15 protein-coding genes are annotated in these 14,790 nt (G+C 41.1%); 2 read left to right on the top strand and 13 right to left on the bottom strand.

Features of this window, described 5'->3' with window-relative positions:
- Positions 1–70: 70 nt before the first annotated feature.
- From BM122_RS02215 to BM122_RS02155, 13 genes are all read right to left on the bottom strand, one after another.
- The gene (locus BM122_RS02215; RefSeq protein WP_074903256.1) at positions 71–3,391 is read right to left on the bottom strand and encodes a mechanosensitive ion channel domain-containing protein; all 3,321 of its coding nucleotides are present in this window, start codon (positions 3,389–3,391) and stop codon (positions 71–73) included.
- A gap of 288 nt (positions 3,392–3,679) precedes the next feature.
- Positions 3,680–4,462: a twin-arginine translocase subunit TatC gene (tatC, locus tag BM122_RS02210; protein WP_074903254.1), complete on the bottom strand. Its 783-nt coding sequence runs from the start codon at positions 4,460–4,462 to the stop codon at positions 3,680–3,682.
- A gap of 106 nt (positions 4,463–4,568) precedes the next feature.
- Complete coding sequence (tatB, locus tag BM122_RS02205) at positions 4,569–4,982, bottom strand: Sec-independent protein translocase protein TatB (RefSeq protein WP_074903253.1); 414 nt, start codon at positions 4,980–4,982, stop codon at positions 4,569–4,571.
- A gap of 120 nt (positions 4,983–5,102) precedes the next feature.
- Positions 5,103–5,336, bottom strand: coding sequence for a Sec-independent protein translocase subunit TatA (gene tatA / locus BM122_RS02200; RefSeq protein WP_074903251.1), 234 nt, complete (start codon positions 5,334–5,336; stop codon positions 5,103–5,105).
- Between the two features lie 25 nt (positions 5,337–5,361).
- Positions 5,362–5,712, bottom strand: coding sequence for a histidine triad nucleotide-binding protein (locus BM122_RS02195; protein ID WP_074903250.1), 351 nt, complete (start codon positions 5,710–5,712; stop codon positions 5,362–5,364).
- A complete protein-coding gene (locus BM122_RS02190; RefSeq protein ID WP_074903248.1) occupies positions 5,713–6,042 on the bottom strand; it encodes a phosphoribosyl-ATP diphosphatase in 330 nt (109 codons plus the stop codon).
- Entirely contained in the window at positions 6,039–6,428 is a 390-nt protein-coding gene (gene hisI, locus BM122_RS02185; RefSeq protein WP_074903247.1) for a phosphoribosyl-AMP cyclohydrolase, read from the bottom strand. Before hisI ends, BM122_RS02190 begins: the two co-directional genes overlap by 4 nt.
- Before the next feature lie 47 nt (positions 6,429–6,475).
- On the bottom strand, positions 6,476–7,252 hold the full coding sequence (gene hisF / locus BM122_RS02180; protein ID WP_074903245.1) for an imidazole glycerol phosphate synthase subunit HisF: 777 nt from the start codon (positions 7,250–7,252) through the stop codon (positions 6,476–6,478).
- A 92-nt stretch (positions 7,253–7,344) separates the two neighbouring features.
- Positions 7,345–8,091 carry a 1-(5-phosphoribosyl)-5-[(5-phosphoribosylamino)methylideneamino]imidazole-4-carboxamide isomerase gene (hisA, locus tag BM122_RS02175; RefSeq protein ID WP_074903243.1) on the bottom strand — a complete coding sequence of 249 codons (747 nt, stop codon included), beginning with the start codon at positions 8,089–8,091 and terminating at the stop codon, positions 7,345–7,347.
- 80 nt (positions 8,092–8,171) lie between these two features.
- Entirely contained in the window at positions 8,172–8,822 is a 651-nt protein-coding gene (hisH, locus tag BM122_RS02170) for an imidazole glycerol phosphate synthase subunit HisH (RefSeq protein ID WP_074903241.1), read from the bottom strand.
- Positions 8,823–8,847: 25 nt separating this feature from the next.
- Entirely contained in the window at positions 8,848–9,435 is a 588-nt protein-coding gene (hisB, locus tag BM122_RS02165; protein WP_074903239.1) for an imidazoleglycerol-phosphate dehydratase HisB, read from the bottom strand.
- Between the two features lie 30 nt (positions 9,436–9,465).
- The gene (gene hisC / locus BM122_RS02160) at positions 9,466–10,554 is read right to left on the bottom strand and encodes a histidinol-phosphate transaminase (protein ID WP_074903237.1); all 1,089 of its coding nucleotides are present in this window, start codon (positions 10,552–10,554) and stop codon (positions 9,466–9,468) included.
- Positions 10,555–10,867: 313 nt separating this feature from the next.
- Positions 10,868–11,197, bottom strand: coding sequence for a hypothetical protein (locus tag BM122_RS02155; protein ID WP_256211842.1), 330 nt, complete (start codon positions 11,195–11,197; stop codon positions 10,868–10,870).
- Positions 11,198–11,739: 542 nt separating this feature from the next.
- Here BM122_RS02155 and BM122_RS02150 point away from each other — a divergent pair.
- Positions 11,740–12,945, top strand: coding sequence for an ATP-binding protein (locus tag BM122_RS02150; protein WP_074903235.1), 1,206 nt, complete (start codon positions 11,740–11,742; stop codon positions 12,943–12,945).
- Positions 12,946–13,798: 853 nt separating this feature from the next.
- Positions 13,799–14,455 carry a response regulator gene (locus BM122_RS02145; RefSeq protein WP_256211841.1) on the top strand — a complete coding sequence of 219 codons (657 nt, stop codon included), beginning with the start codon at positions 13,799–13,801 and terminating at the stop codon, positions 14,453–14,455.
- Positions 14,456–14,790: the final 335 nt, after the last annotated feature.

The following is a 14,790-nucleotide window of genomic DNA, read 5'->3' as shown; positions in this document are numbered from 1 at the left end:
TACTGATATACTCAGGATTTCAATGCTAATCATCTTTTTTGCAATATTCTATTGCACTCTTCTTGCACGCTTATCCAGATATCTCCTTATTATTATTCCTCCGGTATAGGTGAATATCCAATTGCGGAAACGCAATGTTGATTTTTTCTTCAGCAAAACGACGATTAATCTCCATGTTCAAATCATGAGTCAGATCCTGTCGATCCGAAAGCTGACCCGAATAGACCCTCAATTCAAAATCCAACGAGCTTGCACCAAATCCCTGAAATAAGGCGACTGGCTCCGGTTCGCGTAGAACCAAAGGATGATTTTTGGCAATTTCCAGTAACAATGTTCTAGCCTTGTCACAATCTGATCCATAAGCAATGCCCACGGGTATTTTGATACGCGTGACCTGGTCACTGAGAGTCCAGTTTAACAATTGCTGGGTGATAAATGTTTTATTCGGTACCACGACTTCCTTTCGATCAGCATCGATCAAAGTTGTCGCACGAATATTAATTTTACTGACTGTACCGGTCACATCATTCAATGTGACAAGATCGCCTATTCTGATAGGACGCTCAAATAGAAGAATAAGTCCGGATACAAAATTAGCCACGATTTCCTGCAAACCGAAACCCAGGCCGACACCCAATGCTGCAACCAGCCATTGGATATTGGACCATTCCATACCGAGCATTTGAAATGTGACCATCACCCCGATAATGATAATAGCATATCTGAGTAGCGTGGTAATTGCGTATCCGGTACCCGTATTCAAGGATAAATGTCGAAGAACCAAGAGTTCCAGCGTACCGGGTAAATTATGCGCAGCTACCATAACCAGGCTCAGAATGATCAATGCTACCAGCAATGTTTCCAACGTGATCAAGCGCACGACCGCTTCACCGTCCCTCATAATTGAGGTTCGCCAAACAACAATATCTTCAAGAAATCCCAATGCCGGTAGCATTTCGTACCAGATGACACTTAGGCCGCCAATCAGCAATCCCCATACACTGATTTTTAATAAAGTAGCTGATTGTGTGCTAATTGATTTGATATCAATGTAGTTATCATCCACGAATTCAGTTTCACTTTTTCCAGTCGTTGCGCGCTGGGTAAGCATTTCTTCCCGTTTGGCAATGGCTCTTTTAAAAGCAATTCTACGCTGGGCAATTAATAAGCTGCGGTAGCTCAGGAAAAAAACCAGACTACACAGTATAATTAAGATGACCGATTGGAAAATCAGAATACTTTGATACAATGCTGCGAAGTAATAGCCTCTTGCCGCCATGACAATCATGTACATTTGCTGTACGAAAAGAAGTAACATCCACAGACGCGGATTCTGAATTAAAGTAAAACTTTTTCCTTGATAGAGCATTTTTCCGGAAGGCGTAATTGCCATCCAGCCTAAAGCAAATATAGCCAACACTATGCAGAGCAGCATAAAAGCAATTCTTCCGATACTATTACGCACGACGTCATCCGCAAGTGCATCTGTAAAAGCAATGATGACACTTAATATCAATATGGCGGGCGCATAATACTTGATATCCCGGTACATTTTATTAACCATATCCGCATGCCATCGGAATTGCGTAATGAGTAATCCTGTTGGTCGGCAAAGCTCAAGAAGGAAATGCCAGAAAAAAACAGTAATAGCAGCAACATAAAAAGCAAGAGAAAACGCATGACTCATTTCAGTGTTCATACTGTACTGTAGAACGAGATGAATCAGTAGCAATGGTAAAGAAATCACTAAAGATTGAACAACTACGAATAACAACATTCCGATGGGATAGCGCGCCTTGTCTTGATTGACTTTTCCCCAAGCCTCTTTTCCAATCTCTTCCCACTGCTGATAGCGAGACCAATAAAACCGCTTTAAAACCACGCCGATCAGTAAAGAAAAGGCTAGAATACCTATAACTGGCAGCCATATTTTGTCGCTAGCTTTTGCGAAAGCTGTTTGCGTCTTGTCAGAAACAAACCAGGCAGCTGCAGCGCTGAGATCATTATTGATATTTAAATCGATTGGTTTTGCACTGCGGGTGATCAGCAAGTTTTCTTTGAGTAAAAGCTCATATTGATTGATTTTTTCAATTAATTGACTCTTAATTGAAGCATAAAGCTCTAAATCTTTAACATAGGAATGCAATATTTCTAGAAATTGATCGATAATATGTAAACGAGAATCCTTAAGCTCTTGAAATGCTTCTCTTATCTCCTGATAAAAAGGCGTTTGCTCATCAATAACATAACCTTCCGTCATTCTTTTGAAATAAGCTTTATCATTCATCATTTCCAGCTTTTCTTGTTCAAGCTGGAACAATTCCAGTTTTGCATTACTCAATAATTTTTGTGTTTGTTTGATATTAGGTTTTGATAATATTTGTTTTAATTGTTTTCTGATCTCTGCTCCTAATTCTTCATCCTCATCCTGGAATTCGAGTCTCTGCTGGAGTGCTGCATAGTTTTTCGTAATAAAATTAAGCCGATTCTCATTACGGTTCTTTTGCATCATCAATTTAGTCGCATGCGCAGCATAGTCACTGAGTTTAGCGACAAGCTCTTCATTATCTTTAACTATCTTAAGCAGCGCTGGATTCCATTTGCTTTCACCTAGCAATTGCTCAGACTTCTCAACAACTTTTTTAGTCTCGGTTTTTCTTTGCAGGTTGATCTGCTTGGTTAGCCATTCTACTTTCTGCACCAGCATTTGGATCTCTGGATTAAGTGTCAGCTTTTCCTGTAAGGTAGCAATTTCAATCGCATTGGGTAAGGTTAAAGCTTCCAGCTCCAGCATGCGAATCTTGTCTGTCAGCGCTCGACTCCGATATTCCTGGAGCATTTTAAATGCATCGGCAATTTTTTCATCAGGCATGTCTGTCGCCAGAGGCGTTTTTTCTGCCAACGATGCACGGGTCTTGCTTGTTACATCTATTTCTTCACGGATTTTAATGGCACGCTGACGAAGCGTACCAATTTCAGAGGTCAGTTTCTGCTGCTGATTTTGTAGTTCTGATAATTTTGCTTGAGTAATAACGTGCTGCTGTTCCATTTCGCTTAAAGACAATCCTGCCAACGCTGTGGCATCAAATATGAGCGAAATCGCTTTGTCTTTCTGCTTTCTAAGTATCTCAAGCTGCTGTGGATATTCCTTTAGCTGCTGCGAACAAAGTTGGGTTCTTTTGAGATATTCCTGGTGGTCAAGCAATACTTGTTGAGTATCGAGATAAATCTCTTTAAGTTGCTTTTTTTGCGGCGTTTCTTCCCCATCATTCAATGTCTCAATCTTAGCCTGGATTACCCGAGATTGATTAGCGAGCTCATCTGCCTGACTCTGCTCAGCACCTGTAACGGACCAAAATAAAAAAAAGATGACGGAAAATAATTTAATCATGAATAGTCACGTTTCGAGGGATTTATTCCATTTCCCAATCAAAAGTGACGCGAAGGCGAGCCGCAGACAGTATCAATAATACGGCAAGGCAAAGCCGACACAGTCAGTTTTGATTTAGGAATGGAGTTAAACATCATCCTGATCTGATTGTTCCAACATTTCCAAAAGAAAGAATTTAGGACAACTCAAAGCAATTACTGCACACTTGTATCTACCTGGCGATGCTGGTTAAGTAGTGGAAAAAAGTAAAAGGGTATATTAGGCGTGATCTGATTGATTGCATTGAGCCTACTCGTCTTTTTTGCTCATAGCCGGATTATTTACACTATTTACAATCTGTTGATCTGAAATCGAATTCGTAGATTTATTTGTTAAGCCAGCAAGGAATATACCTAATTCATAAAGTAAATAGAGCGGTACTGCCAGCATAAACTGCGAAATCACATCAGGCGGCGTAAAAATCGCACCTACCACAAATGCGCCTACTAAAACATAAGGGCGTACCTTTTTCATTTTTGACAACGAGATGACCTCTGTCCGAACGAGTACTATAACGAACACAGGGACTTCAAAAGTAATGCCAAAGGTTAGGAACATGGTAAGGACAAAACCGAGATATTCGCCGATATCGGTCATAACCGCTACCCCTTCAGGTGCAAAATAAACAATAAACTCAAATACCAGGGGTAATGCAACCAAATAAGCAAATGCCATACCTACGAAAAACAATAAGCTGCTCGCAATCACAAGGGGCAAAAACAGGCGTTTCTCATGGGAATACAGTCCGGGCGCGACAAAAGCCCAAATCTGATAAAGCGTATGGGGTAAGGTCATCAAAAACGCTGTCATCAGAGCCACTTGCATGGGTATAAAAAAAGGTGTAGTGACTGCTGTGGCAATCATTTGTCCGCCTAATGGAAGCTTCTCCAGCAAAGGTTGCGCCAGGATAGTATAAAGATCGCGCGCAAAATAAGCGCAGGGTAAAAAACCAAGTACTAACACAAAAAATACACGAATTAACCTGCTACGTAATTCCACTAGATGTGAAATAAAGGTGCTCTCGTCATTCATATGCTTATGATGAATCAGACTAGGTGAATAGTCATTGCTAAACTTGACAGTTACATGATCCAGAAGCTTGTCAAGCTGAAATAGTCATTGAATAGTATAATATTTTTCAGAATACTGTATTGCTTTTATTTGATTCTGAAGTCTGTTGTGAAGGCAAGGCTTGATTCTGAAAAGTCATTGTCTTTTCTGTGGAAGCGCCAGTTTGCTCGATCTCAATCAGCGCTGGCTTTTTTATCTTTTCTGCTGCATTGATATCGACAGCGCTCTCTATTTGATCAAATTCCTTCCTCACAGTTTGTTCGATAGAATGGGTCGTCTCCTGGACTGAATTTTTTAAACGCCTTAATTCTTCGAGTTCTATCTCGTAGCGAATATCATTCTTGACGTTATCCACATACCGTCGCGCACGTCCTAGTAAATGCCCTATTGTACGCGCTACCCGAGGAAGTCGTTCTGGTCCGATTACAATTAGTGCTACAATTAAAATGACGAGCATTTCTGTAAAGCTGACATCCAGCATGCCTCATTTCCTCCTAACCGATTACTTTGCCGAAGGAGCTATTGCGAAAAAAAACTGCTAATTTGTATTCTTTACTGATAATACTCACCGATATCACCAGCCCTATGCGAGGCAATGATATCATAATTTAATTTCATTTTTCTCTTTGACACCTGCTTCGGCAGAGTGATGGGTGATCTGCTGAGACTGAGAAGAAGAAGGTGTATTATCCTCTTCAGCATTTTTCATGCCTTCTTTAAATCCTCTGACTGCATTTCCTAGATCACTGCCCAAATTACGGAGCTTTTTCGTACCGAAAACCAGCACGACAATCGCTAACACTACCAGCCAATGCCAAATACTAAATGTTCCCATTGTTTACCCTCTTAACAAATGTTGCTTACCCGTGATGAATCATTGTGGGCAAACGGTCTTTCCCTGCAATGATATGAATATGAAGATGGAGCACTTCCTGACCGCCTACCCGTCCTGTATTGATGATCGTACGAAATCCATTTGCACACCCTTGCTCTTTTGCTAACTGGGGAATCAGCCATAGCATCTTCCCCAATAGCTGCTGATCTGCTTCGTTTACATCATATAGTGAGCTGATATGTTGCTTGGGTATCAGCAGAAAATGAACGGGTGCAGCCGGATGTATATCATGGAACGCAACAAAATCCTGATCTTCAAAGACTCTATTGGCAGGAATTTCTCCCTCCGCAATCTTGCAAAAAATACATTCTTCCATTTATTGACCTGTTTTACGCGATAGTTTTTCTTCAATACCCGAAATACCTTCTCGTCGTTCTAATTCGTGCAGCACATCCTCTGGTTTTAATCCGTGATGGGCAAGCAATACCAGACAATGAAACCACAAATCTGCGATTTCATAGACAACATGCGCCGTATTCCCGTCTTTTGAAGCCATGATCGTTTCCGCAGCTTCTTCGGCAATTTTTTTGAGTATCTTATCCTGGCCATTCGTAAGCAGTTTTACTACGTAAGAATTGGAGGAACCAGTATTTTTACGCGCCTCGATAGTTTCTGCCAAACGATGAAGTATAGATGAATCAGTCATTGCTTATAGATCTCCGTCGGATCCTTAATAATGGGCGTTACCACTACCCATTGATCTCCTTCCAATTTATTAAAAAAACAACTCTGTCTGCCCGTGTGACAGGAAATCCCCCCCATTTGCTCGATGGTAAGTAATATCACATCCTCGTCACAATCCAGGTAAATACCCTTTACCTTCTGCACATGGCCAGACTCTTCTCCTTTGTGCCAAATTTTTTTGCGGGAACGCGACCAATAAACAGCCTCACCTGTTTCGACAGTCATTTTGACAGCATCTCGATTCATCCAGGCTACCATTAATACTTTACCGCTCTTTTCATCCTGTGCAATGACAGGTACTAACCCGTCTGCAGACCAGTTTATTTTATTTAGCCAAGCATCCGACATAAAAGTTCATCTTAATAAGATATTTTAGAAATGCTATTATTTGTGTATTACAGGCGTACTTCAATTCCATGCTTAGCCAAATATTGCTTGGCTTCCTGGATCGTATGCTGACCATAATGAAAAATGCTGGCTGCTAGTACCGCATCAGCATGTCCTTGCAGAATCCCCTCAACGAGGTGATCCAGGCAACCTACCCCACCACTAGCAATTACCGGCAAATCGATTGCATCTGAAATGGCGTGAGTCAGGGCTAGATCAAATCCATGGCGTGTGCCATCTCTGTCCATACTGGTTAGTAAAATTTCACCTGCACCTAGCGTCTGCATTTTTTTAGCCCATTCAATCGCATCAAGCCCTGTTGCGTTACGTCCGCCATGAGTGAATACCTCCCAACGGGGGCTATTGTGTTTATCGTCCATGACTTGTTTGGCATCTATTGCAACCACGATGCACTGAGAGCCGTAATGACTTGCTGCATCTGCTACCAATTGCGGATTGAGCACTGCAGAAGTATTGACACTCACTTTGTCAGCGCCTGCATTTAACAGTCGACGGACATCATCGACCTTACGTACTCCTCCACCGACAGTGAGTGGAATGAAGACCTGAGCTGCCACCTCTTCAACAATATGCAGAATCAAATCGCGATTATCAGAACTGGCAGTGATATCCAGAAAAACAAGCTCATCAGCGCCCTGCTCATCATAGCGGCGCGCTATTTCCACAGGATCACCTGCGTCCCGGAGTGAAATAAAATTAACGCCCTTGACAACACGTCCATTATTGACATCAAGACACGGAATAATTCGTTTGGCAAGACCCATGAATCCCGAAACCTTTACAATATCGAATAAAAAAAGAGGAAGGAAATATGTGAACAGGCTTGAATTCCATTCACGACATCATGTTATTTTTGTCAGACCATTGCACTTAGTTCATCAGCCAGTAGTTGTGCTTTTTTAAAATCCAGCGTACCCTCATAGATAGCACGGCCAGTAATCGCGCCCATTATACCTTCTGACTCAATTTCACAGAGTGTTTTAATATCATCCAGATTGGTAATGCCACCACTGGCGACTACCGGAACAGTCAATTCCCGTGCCAATGCTATCGTTGCCTCAATATTGATACCAGCAAGCATGCCATCACGACCGATGTCAGTATAAATAATCGCCTCAACCCCATAATCTTCAAACTTTTTCGCCAGGTCCACAACATCGTGGCCAGTAACTTTGGACCAGCCGTCCACTGCCACCTTACCCTCTTTAGCGTCAAGACCTACCATAATCTGACCAGGGAAGGCATAACACGCATCATGCAAAAACCCGGGTATTTTTACCGCAGCTGTTCCAATAATGATATAACTAATGCCATTATCCAGATAACGCTCGATGGTTTCCAGATCGCGAATTCCCCCACCGAGCTGGATCGGAATACTTCCATCAATTGCCTTGACAATAGCACGAATAACTGATTCATTCTTTGGCTTGCCAGCAAAGGCACCATTTAAATCGACTAAATGTAATCGACGTGCGCCTTGTTCCAACCAGTGCCGAGCCATATCTTCAGGGTTTTCAGAAAATACGGTTGCGTCATCCATGACTCCTTGTTTAAGACGTACGCATTGTCCATCTTTAATATCTATTGCAGGAATAATCAGCATATGTTGTCTGGATAAATAATTAAGAATAAAAGTATCGGACTGAAAAAAACCATAAGTAATGTGAATTAGATTAGATTGTACTAACGACTCGAATGCGGCTCCCACTTGGTAAAATTATGTAATAACGTCAAACCTGCTATTTGGCTTTTTTCCGGATGAAATTGAACAGCAAAAATATTGTCCTTAGCGATTGCACATGTAAATGGAGTTGGATAAAGCGTATAAGCAGCTGTTATTTCTGAGTTAACCGTTTCTACATAATAGCTATGAACAAAATAAAAGCGCGCATCATTGGCAATACCATTCCATAATGAGTGTTGCATGGTTTGATGCACCTGATTCCAGCCCATGTGAGGAACTTTGAGCTTATTTCTCTCAGAATTTATCATCGCATCATGCGAGAAATGACGCACTTTGCCAGGCAAGACCCCTAAGCCTTTTACATTTCCTTCTTCACTTTCATCAAACAACATTTGCAGACCCAGGCAGATTCCAAGAAAAGGTTTATTCTTGGCCGCTTCAAGCACTGCATCTTTTAATCCATGACCCGTTAGTTCACGCATGCAATTAGGCATCGCCCCTTGACCAGGAACAACAACGCGTGACGCTTTTTGCACAACGGATGGGTCACTGGTTACGACAATGGAAGCGGTAGGCGCAACATGCTCGAGCGCTTTAGATACCGAACGTAAATTACCCATTCCGTAATCAACAACAGCGATATCAGTCATACTTGATGTGAAAAAATGAAGAAGTTTACAAAGAACCTTTTGTGGAAGGAATCAAATCGATAGCACGCGGATCTACTTCTAACGCCATGCGCAAAGCGCGCCCAAATGCCTTAAAAATAGTTTCTGCCTGATGGTGAGCATTATTACCTGAGAGATTATCTATATGCAAGGTGATCATGGCATGATTGACTAAACCCTGAAAAAACTCATGTACGAGATCGACATCAAATTCACCAATACACGCACGCACAAATTCAACCTGAAATGCCATACCAGGACGACCAGATAGATCAATGACCACTCTTGACAATGCCTCATCGAGCGGGACATAAGCATGTCCGTAGCGACGTATGCCTTTTTTGTTCCCGAACGCTTGGGCTAACGCCTGTCCCAAGGTGATACCAATGTCTTCCACAGTATGATGAGCATCGATATGTAAATCACCTTTCGCTTTTATTTTTAAATCAATCATGCCATGACGTGCGATCTGATCAAGCATATGATCAAGAAAAGGGACGCCGGTATCCAGTGTCGCTTGACCGCTGCCATCCAGATTAATTTCGACAGTAATTTGAGTTTCCAGCGTATTACGTGTAACTTGGGCTTGACGCATAGAAAAATTCTGGTTCGTGGTTATTTACGATCAGGCTAATTGCAATGGTTTCTCGAGTATGCGACGGAGTGTTTTGCAGAATAGTGTATTTTCATCAGAAGCACCTACTGTGACACGCAGGCAGTTTTTTAATAATGGATGTGTACCATCAAGATTCTTGATTAATATCCTGTGTTGTTGAAGCTCTTGAAATATCCGACTAGCCTCATTGAGACGAAATAAAACAAAATTTGCATCCGATGGAAAAACTTCAACACCCTCCATCGTTGCCAGACGAGCTCTTAAGATAGTCCGTTCAGCTTTAATGGCTGCAGCCTGCTCCAATAATATATCATAATGCTGAAGTATTCTCTCCACTACCAATTGTGTCATGACTCCTACATTATAAGGCAAACGCAGCTTTTCCAATTGGGCCAGCCATTCAGGCCGCCCAACCAGCAGCCCCAATCTTAACCCAGCCAATCCTAATTTTGAGAGGGTACGCATCAGCAATAAATTGGGGTATTGAGTGAGCATATCCATAAAAGTTGCATCGGCAAATGCCTGATAGGCTTCATCGACTATGACAATGCCGGGAGTAGCCTCAATAATACGGCAGATTGCCTGAGGATCAAATAAATTACCACTGGGATTATTCGGATAAGCCAGAAAAATAACTGCAGGCTGGTGTTGGGAAATCGCAGCAAGCATGGCCTCCAGATCAATAGAAAAATCAGCGGCTAATGGCACTCCCACATAATTCATGCCACAAAAAGTAGCAATGATACGAAACATGGCAAATCCCGGATCAACACCCATCAGTACCGCTCCTGGTCTAGCCGTAGCAAGCGCAATCACCTGAATGATCTCGTCCGATCCATTTCCCAGCATAATCGCCATTTCAGAAGGAATGGAGAGCGTATCTCTTAATATCGCCTTAAGTGATGCCGCACCAGGATCAGGATAACGATTAATATGGGCATCTTCTGCCAATTGAGAAATTTCTTCACGCAAAATCAAGGGCAAAGTATACGGATTCTCCATTGCGTCCAACTTTATCATGCCTTCTGCAGAAGGCACATGATAAGCAGAAAGCGCAAGAATTTCCGGGCGGATGATACCTTCGAGTAAATTGGACATGCTATTTGATCAAGAATAACAAGAAGTTCAAGCTTATAAGACAAGAAGCGAAGTCATGTAAAGCATTTAATCGCAGTAAATTAAATTGGAGTATCAATATCAACTAACATGTTATATAAACCAAATACCAATCTCAATGAATAGATCATCATTTAGCAATCAATTTTTTTAGATACTTATTTCATTCTATATCTAGTCAAGAAGGATCTCGAGCTTTAATGTACAAAGTTTAACACACACGATCAGAAACCAAAGTATTAAAAAAGCTTGTATAAATTTGAATTATTCAATGATATAAATCTATCAGTTCTTTTTATAATGACTCATTATCTTTTTTCTCTTGCCACGTTAGATATAAAAAAACACCTGTAATAACCGCGACAGGAAAAATTACATAATAGCCAAGCGCATAAATTGCCACCTCTGTCTCCTCCCCCGCTGGCAAGGGACTGCTGATAATTTTATAGCTATGGAATACCGCCACAAAAAATACACCCACCAGTCCAGCAATTCGCCGATTAAATAATCGTCGACCTGCTATCAGATTAAGTCCATGAGTAGCAAAATATCCAAGAAAATAGATGACCGTATAAAAAATTAATGCGCCCACTGAAGTCAATAAATCTATGAGTTTATCGTACAAATCAAATGAATGGTCAAATCAATCGCTTCCTAATCTCTTTTAATCGCGATGATAACTAAACAGTCGATTATCAATCAACTTGTATTCCTCAGTTGAATAGGCTCAAACGCCTGATTTGATTAACGCCTTGCCTCGCATTTTAATCAAAATCAAAATTTTTGTCATAAGATAAGTCAAATATTGCATATAAATAAAATATTTACTTAATATATTCCATCAATTCTAAATCATCATGAAGAGCTATCACACTCGTCTATCACAATCCTATATTCAAGCTTCTTCAATTTCAATTCGGATTTGAAGTGCTATTATCATGCAAGAAACTTAAATAAGTTAGTACCAGCTATTAGAACAAATAATTACAAACAAAATTTCCAACTGAATAGGATATCGATAACCAAAATAGTAGTCATACCGGATGAGATTGAAATTACATTGAAATTACCTTGTCTAATAAAGTAAGAAAGAAATTAGATCGCTACTGGACTATAGAACGAAGCCACCCATTTAATCCCTATTGCTATTATCGAAAGGGGAATAATATGAATAAAAATCAGAATTCCATAGAAACAAATGACAGCACAATCCACAGCAATATAGAATTTTCCACCGAACCGCAAATACATCGGTTGGAATTAGAAAAGCAAAACAGCAAGCTTAATGATGCACAACAGCTAAAAGAAACGCATGACCGTTATGCCGCTTTTTATGATAATGTCCCAGTAGGCTATCTTATATTGGATCAAGCTGGCAACATCCTGGCAATCAATCTAACCGGATCGACCCTGCTCGGTAAGGAGCGGGCATCCCTTCTGAATGAGTCTTTCTCAGCGTACATTGTTCAAGATGATAACGACAGGTTCCTTAACCATTTACAGCAAACTTTCAATTCCTCCACTAATACCGTCACCGAACTGAGGATCAAAGGACCGCTCAATAAAGTCATCTACATACGATTGGAAAGTTTGGTCATAAAAGATGCCGGTATTTGTCGCACGGTAATGACCAATATTAACCCTATCAAAGAAACAGTTGACTACAATCAAGAGTTGTTGCACGGACACCGTCGACTGATGCAGAATCTATTCAAGATACAGGAAGAGGAACGGCGACTTCTTGCGCGTGAATTGCATGATGAACTGGGGCAGTGGCTTACAGCCATACACGCGGAAACAGAAACGATTGCCTATTTCTCAGAAAAAGATTCAACTATCCACATCAGCGCTCAAGCCATTAAAGAATGCATAAAAAAAATGCATGACGCAATGCACGATATGCTGAGTCAGTTGCGCCCTATTCTACTGGACACGCTAGGGCTGGAAGATGCCTTACTTGAACTAAAAAAACAATGGACTTCCCACAATCCTCACATTACGCTTGAACTGGTGTTCGAAGGCAAATTTGACAAACTCAGCGAGCTCATTAATATCACCATATTTCGCATTGTCCAGGAAGCGCTCACCAATGTCCGCAATCATGCCCAAGCTAGCCAGGTACGAGTATGCTTGCATCGCAAAACCGGTGCAACCGCCACAGATGATACTTTGTCACTAAGCGTGGAAGACAATGGCAAGGGCTATAATGCTGATCAAATACCTCATGGATTGGGACTGTTGGGAATGCGTGAACGAGCAATCGCAGCAGGTGGCAAGTTTTTTGTTCGAAGTATTCCAAACCATGGAACACAGATCCACGCAAAATTTCCACTTGATTCCTCAAACAGAAGGAGAAAAACGGATGCACTTTAGCGATTCAAATGAGTCGATCAAAGTGATCCTAGTAAATGATTACCTGTGGATCACCCCGTGGTATGCTCTCTCCAGCTCGTTTCTTGCTATCGGTTGCAAATTAGTCGCAATGTTATTTATTCCATTTCCGAATCAAAAATGACGCGAAGGCGCGTCGTAGACAGTATAAATAATACGACAAGGTGAAGCCGACAAAGTCATTTTTGATTTTTAGAAATGGAATTAGAGGAAATATAGCTAACTTTATGTGTCCTACTAGCTCAGATCAGATCGTACATTAACCGAATTGACTGGGTATCTGTCAGTTAAATTTGGCTCAGGTTTTTACTATTCCAAATTATTTTCCACCAAGCAAAGTCGCCCTAGGAATTTTTCCATTGCAGATTCTGCCCTGATGAGCGATTTCATTAGGCTATACCCACCGCACCTGAAATTTCGGCACTCAGGTATTATCAATAATTTGAAAATTATTAGTTAATGATGTGCGCAATTCTGCTTTGTAATAAATAACGCTTGTCTGACGTTTGATGATGCATCACCTCTAAATCGGCAATTCCTTGCGCAGTGAGCTAGTAATTCCATTTCCAAATCAAAAATGATGCGAAGGCGAGCCGCAGACAGTATCAATAATACGGCAAGGTGAAGCCGACAAAGTCAGTTTTGATTTGGAAATGGAATTACTTAGTATATTTTTGTAAATAGATTAAGATTTTTAGAAACGTAAAGATTAAAATAAAAATATGCGACTAGGAAATATTATGAAATAGAGTGAACTTACCTCACCAAGCTCTACAGTGGATAGAGTATAAACTTCACGCTAGCTTCCACTGAAAACAGTAGAGGGGTTCGAATTGTGATAGAGAAACCAATTACAGTTTTATTAATTGATGACCATCCAGTAGTACGCAATGGATATCGCCGTCTACTCGAAAGCACGGCAGATATTCATGTAGTAGCCGATGCTGATAATGGAGAGACCGGCTGTACTCTTCATCAAGAGCATAAACCCGATGTGACCATTATTGATCTAAATCTAGACACTCAGGGAATAGATGGATTAGAGACCATCCACCGTATCAAAACAAAAAATCCAGCTGCAAATATTCTGGTATTCAGCATGTATAGCAATGAAATTATGGTCCAACGCGCGCTAAATATGGGAGCAACCGGCTACATCACCAAGCAAAGCAGCCTCGAACAATTGTTAGCAGCAGTTCGTAAGGTAAGCCAAGGGCGCGTCTATATTGATCAGGAATTGGCTTCTAATTTGCTTAATGACAAATGGGGCGGCAAACCTACTGAAAATCCATTGGATGTACTTTCCAAGCGTGAATTCCAGTTATTTAAACTGATAGCGGAAGGAAATTCAGTAGCGCAAATTGCAGAAATGATTTCTATCAGTCCCAAAACTGTTGGCGTCCATCAGGCAAGCATCATGAAGAAATTGAAATTAAAAAATAGCTCTCAACTTGTTCGTCTCGCTATTAACTGTCATGTCATTCAACCATAGTGCTATCCATCTCCCTTATTTCCTAATATTTGTGAGCGTGGGCGCATACTACTCAACGCAGAACAAATCAAATATCTCTGGCCAAGCTGGTAGCTCGAAGGGTAGAGAGCTAAATCTTTTTTAATTCTTGCCTTTCTTTATGAAGAGAAGTTTTGCTAAAACAGGCAAGACGAAACCGGGCACTTAAAAAACAGCTTGATGCGCTTTCTGCACAATCTTCAACGACAACCTCCCTGACAAAGCTTAATTCCATTTCCAAATCAAAATAACACGAAGGCAAGCCGCAGACAGTATCAATAATACGGCACAGTGAAGCCGACAAAGTGAGTTTTGAT

It is taken from the genome of Nitrosomonas communis (assembly GCF_900114745.1).
Lineage (GTDB): Bacteria > Pseudomonadota > Gammaproteobacteria > Burkholderiales > Nitrosomonadaceae > Nitrosomonas > Nitrosomonas communis_A.
The sequence above is the reverse complement of the archived record's forward strand: the minus strand, read 5'-3'. Positions and strand labels throughout refer to the sequence as shown.

Excerpts from the sequence above, each read along its gene's own strand:
- BM122_RS02215 (WP_074903256.1), bottom strand. The coding sequence starts at position 3,391 with ATGATTAAATTATTTTCCGTCATCTTTTTTTTATTTTGGTCCGTTACA.
- tatC (WP_074903254.1), bottom strand. The coding sequence starts at position 4,462 with ATGAATGACGAGAGCACCTTTATTTCACATCTAGTGGAATTACGTAGC.
- tatB (WP_074903253.1), bottom strand. The coding sequence starts at position 4,982 with ATGCTGGATGTCAGCTTTACAGAAATGCTCGTCATTTTAATTGTAGCA.
- tatA (WP_074903251.1), bottom strand. The coding sequence starts at position 5,336 with ATGGGAACATTTAGTATTTGGCATTGGCTGGTAGTGTTAGCGATTGTC.
- BM122_RS02195 (WP_074903250.1), bottom strand. The coding sequence starts at position 5,712 with ATGGAAGAATGTATTTTTTGCAAGATTGCGGAGGGAGAAATTCCTGCC.
- BM122_RS02190 (WP_074903248.1), bottom strand. The coding sequence starts at position 6,042 with ATGACTGATTCATCTATACTTCATCGTTTGGCAGAAACTATCGAGGCG.
- hisI (WP_074903247.1), bottom strand. The coding sequence starts at position 6,428 with ATGTCGGATGCTTGGCTAAATAAAATAAACTGGTCTGCAGACGGGTTA.
- hisF (WP_074903245.1), bottom strand. The coding sequence starts at position 7,252 with ATGGGTCTTGCCAAACGAATTATTCCGTGTCTTGATGTCAATAATGGA.
- hisA (WP_074903243.1), bottom strand. The coding sequence starts at position 8,091 with ATGCTGATTATTCCTGCAATAGATATTAAAGATGGACAATGCGTACGT.
- hisH (WP_074903241.1), bottom strand. The coding sequence starts at position 8,822 with ATGACTGATATCGCTGTTGTTGATTACGGAATGGGTAATTTACGTTCG.
- hisB (WP_074903239.1), bottom strand. The coding sequence starts at position 9,435 with ATGCGTCAAGCCCAAGTTACACGTAATACGCTGGAAACTCAAATTACT.
- hisC (WP_074903237.1), bottom strand. The coding sequence starts at position 10,554 with ATGTCCAATTTACTCGAAGGTATCATCCGCCCGGAAATTCTTGCGCTT.
- BM122_RS02150 (WP_074903235.1), top strand. The coding sequence starts at position 11,740 with ATGAATAAAAATCAGAATTCCATAGAAACAAATGACAGCACAATCCAC.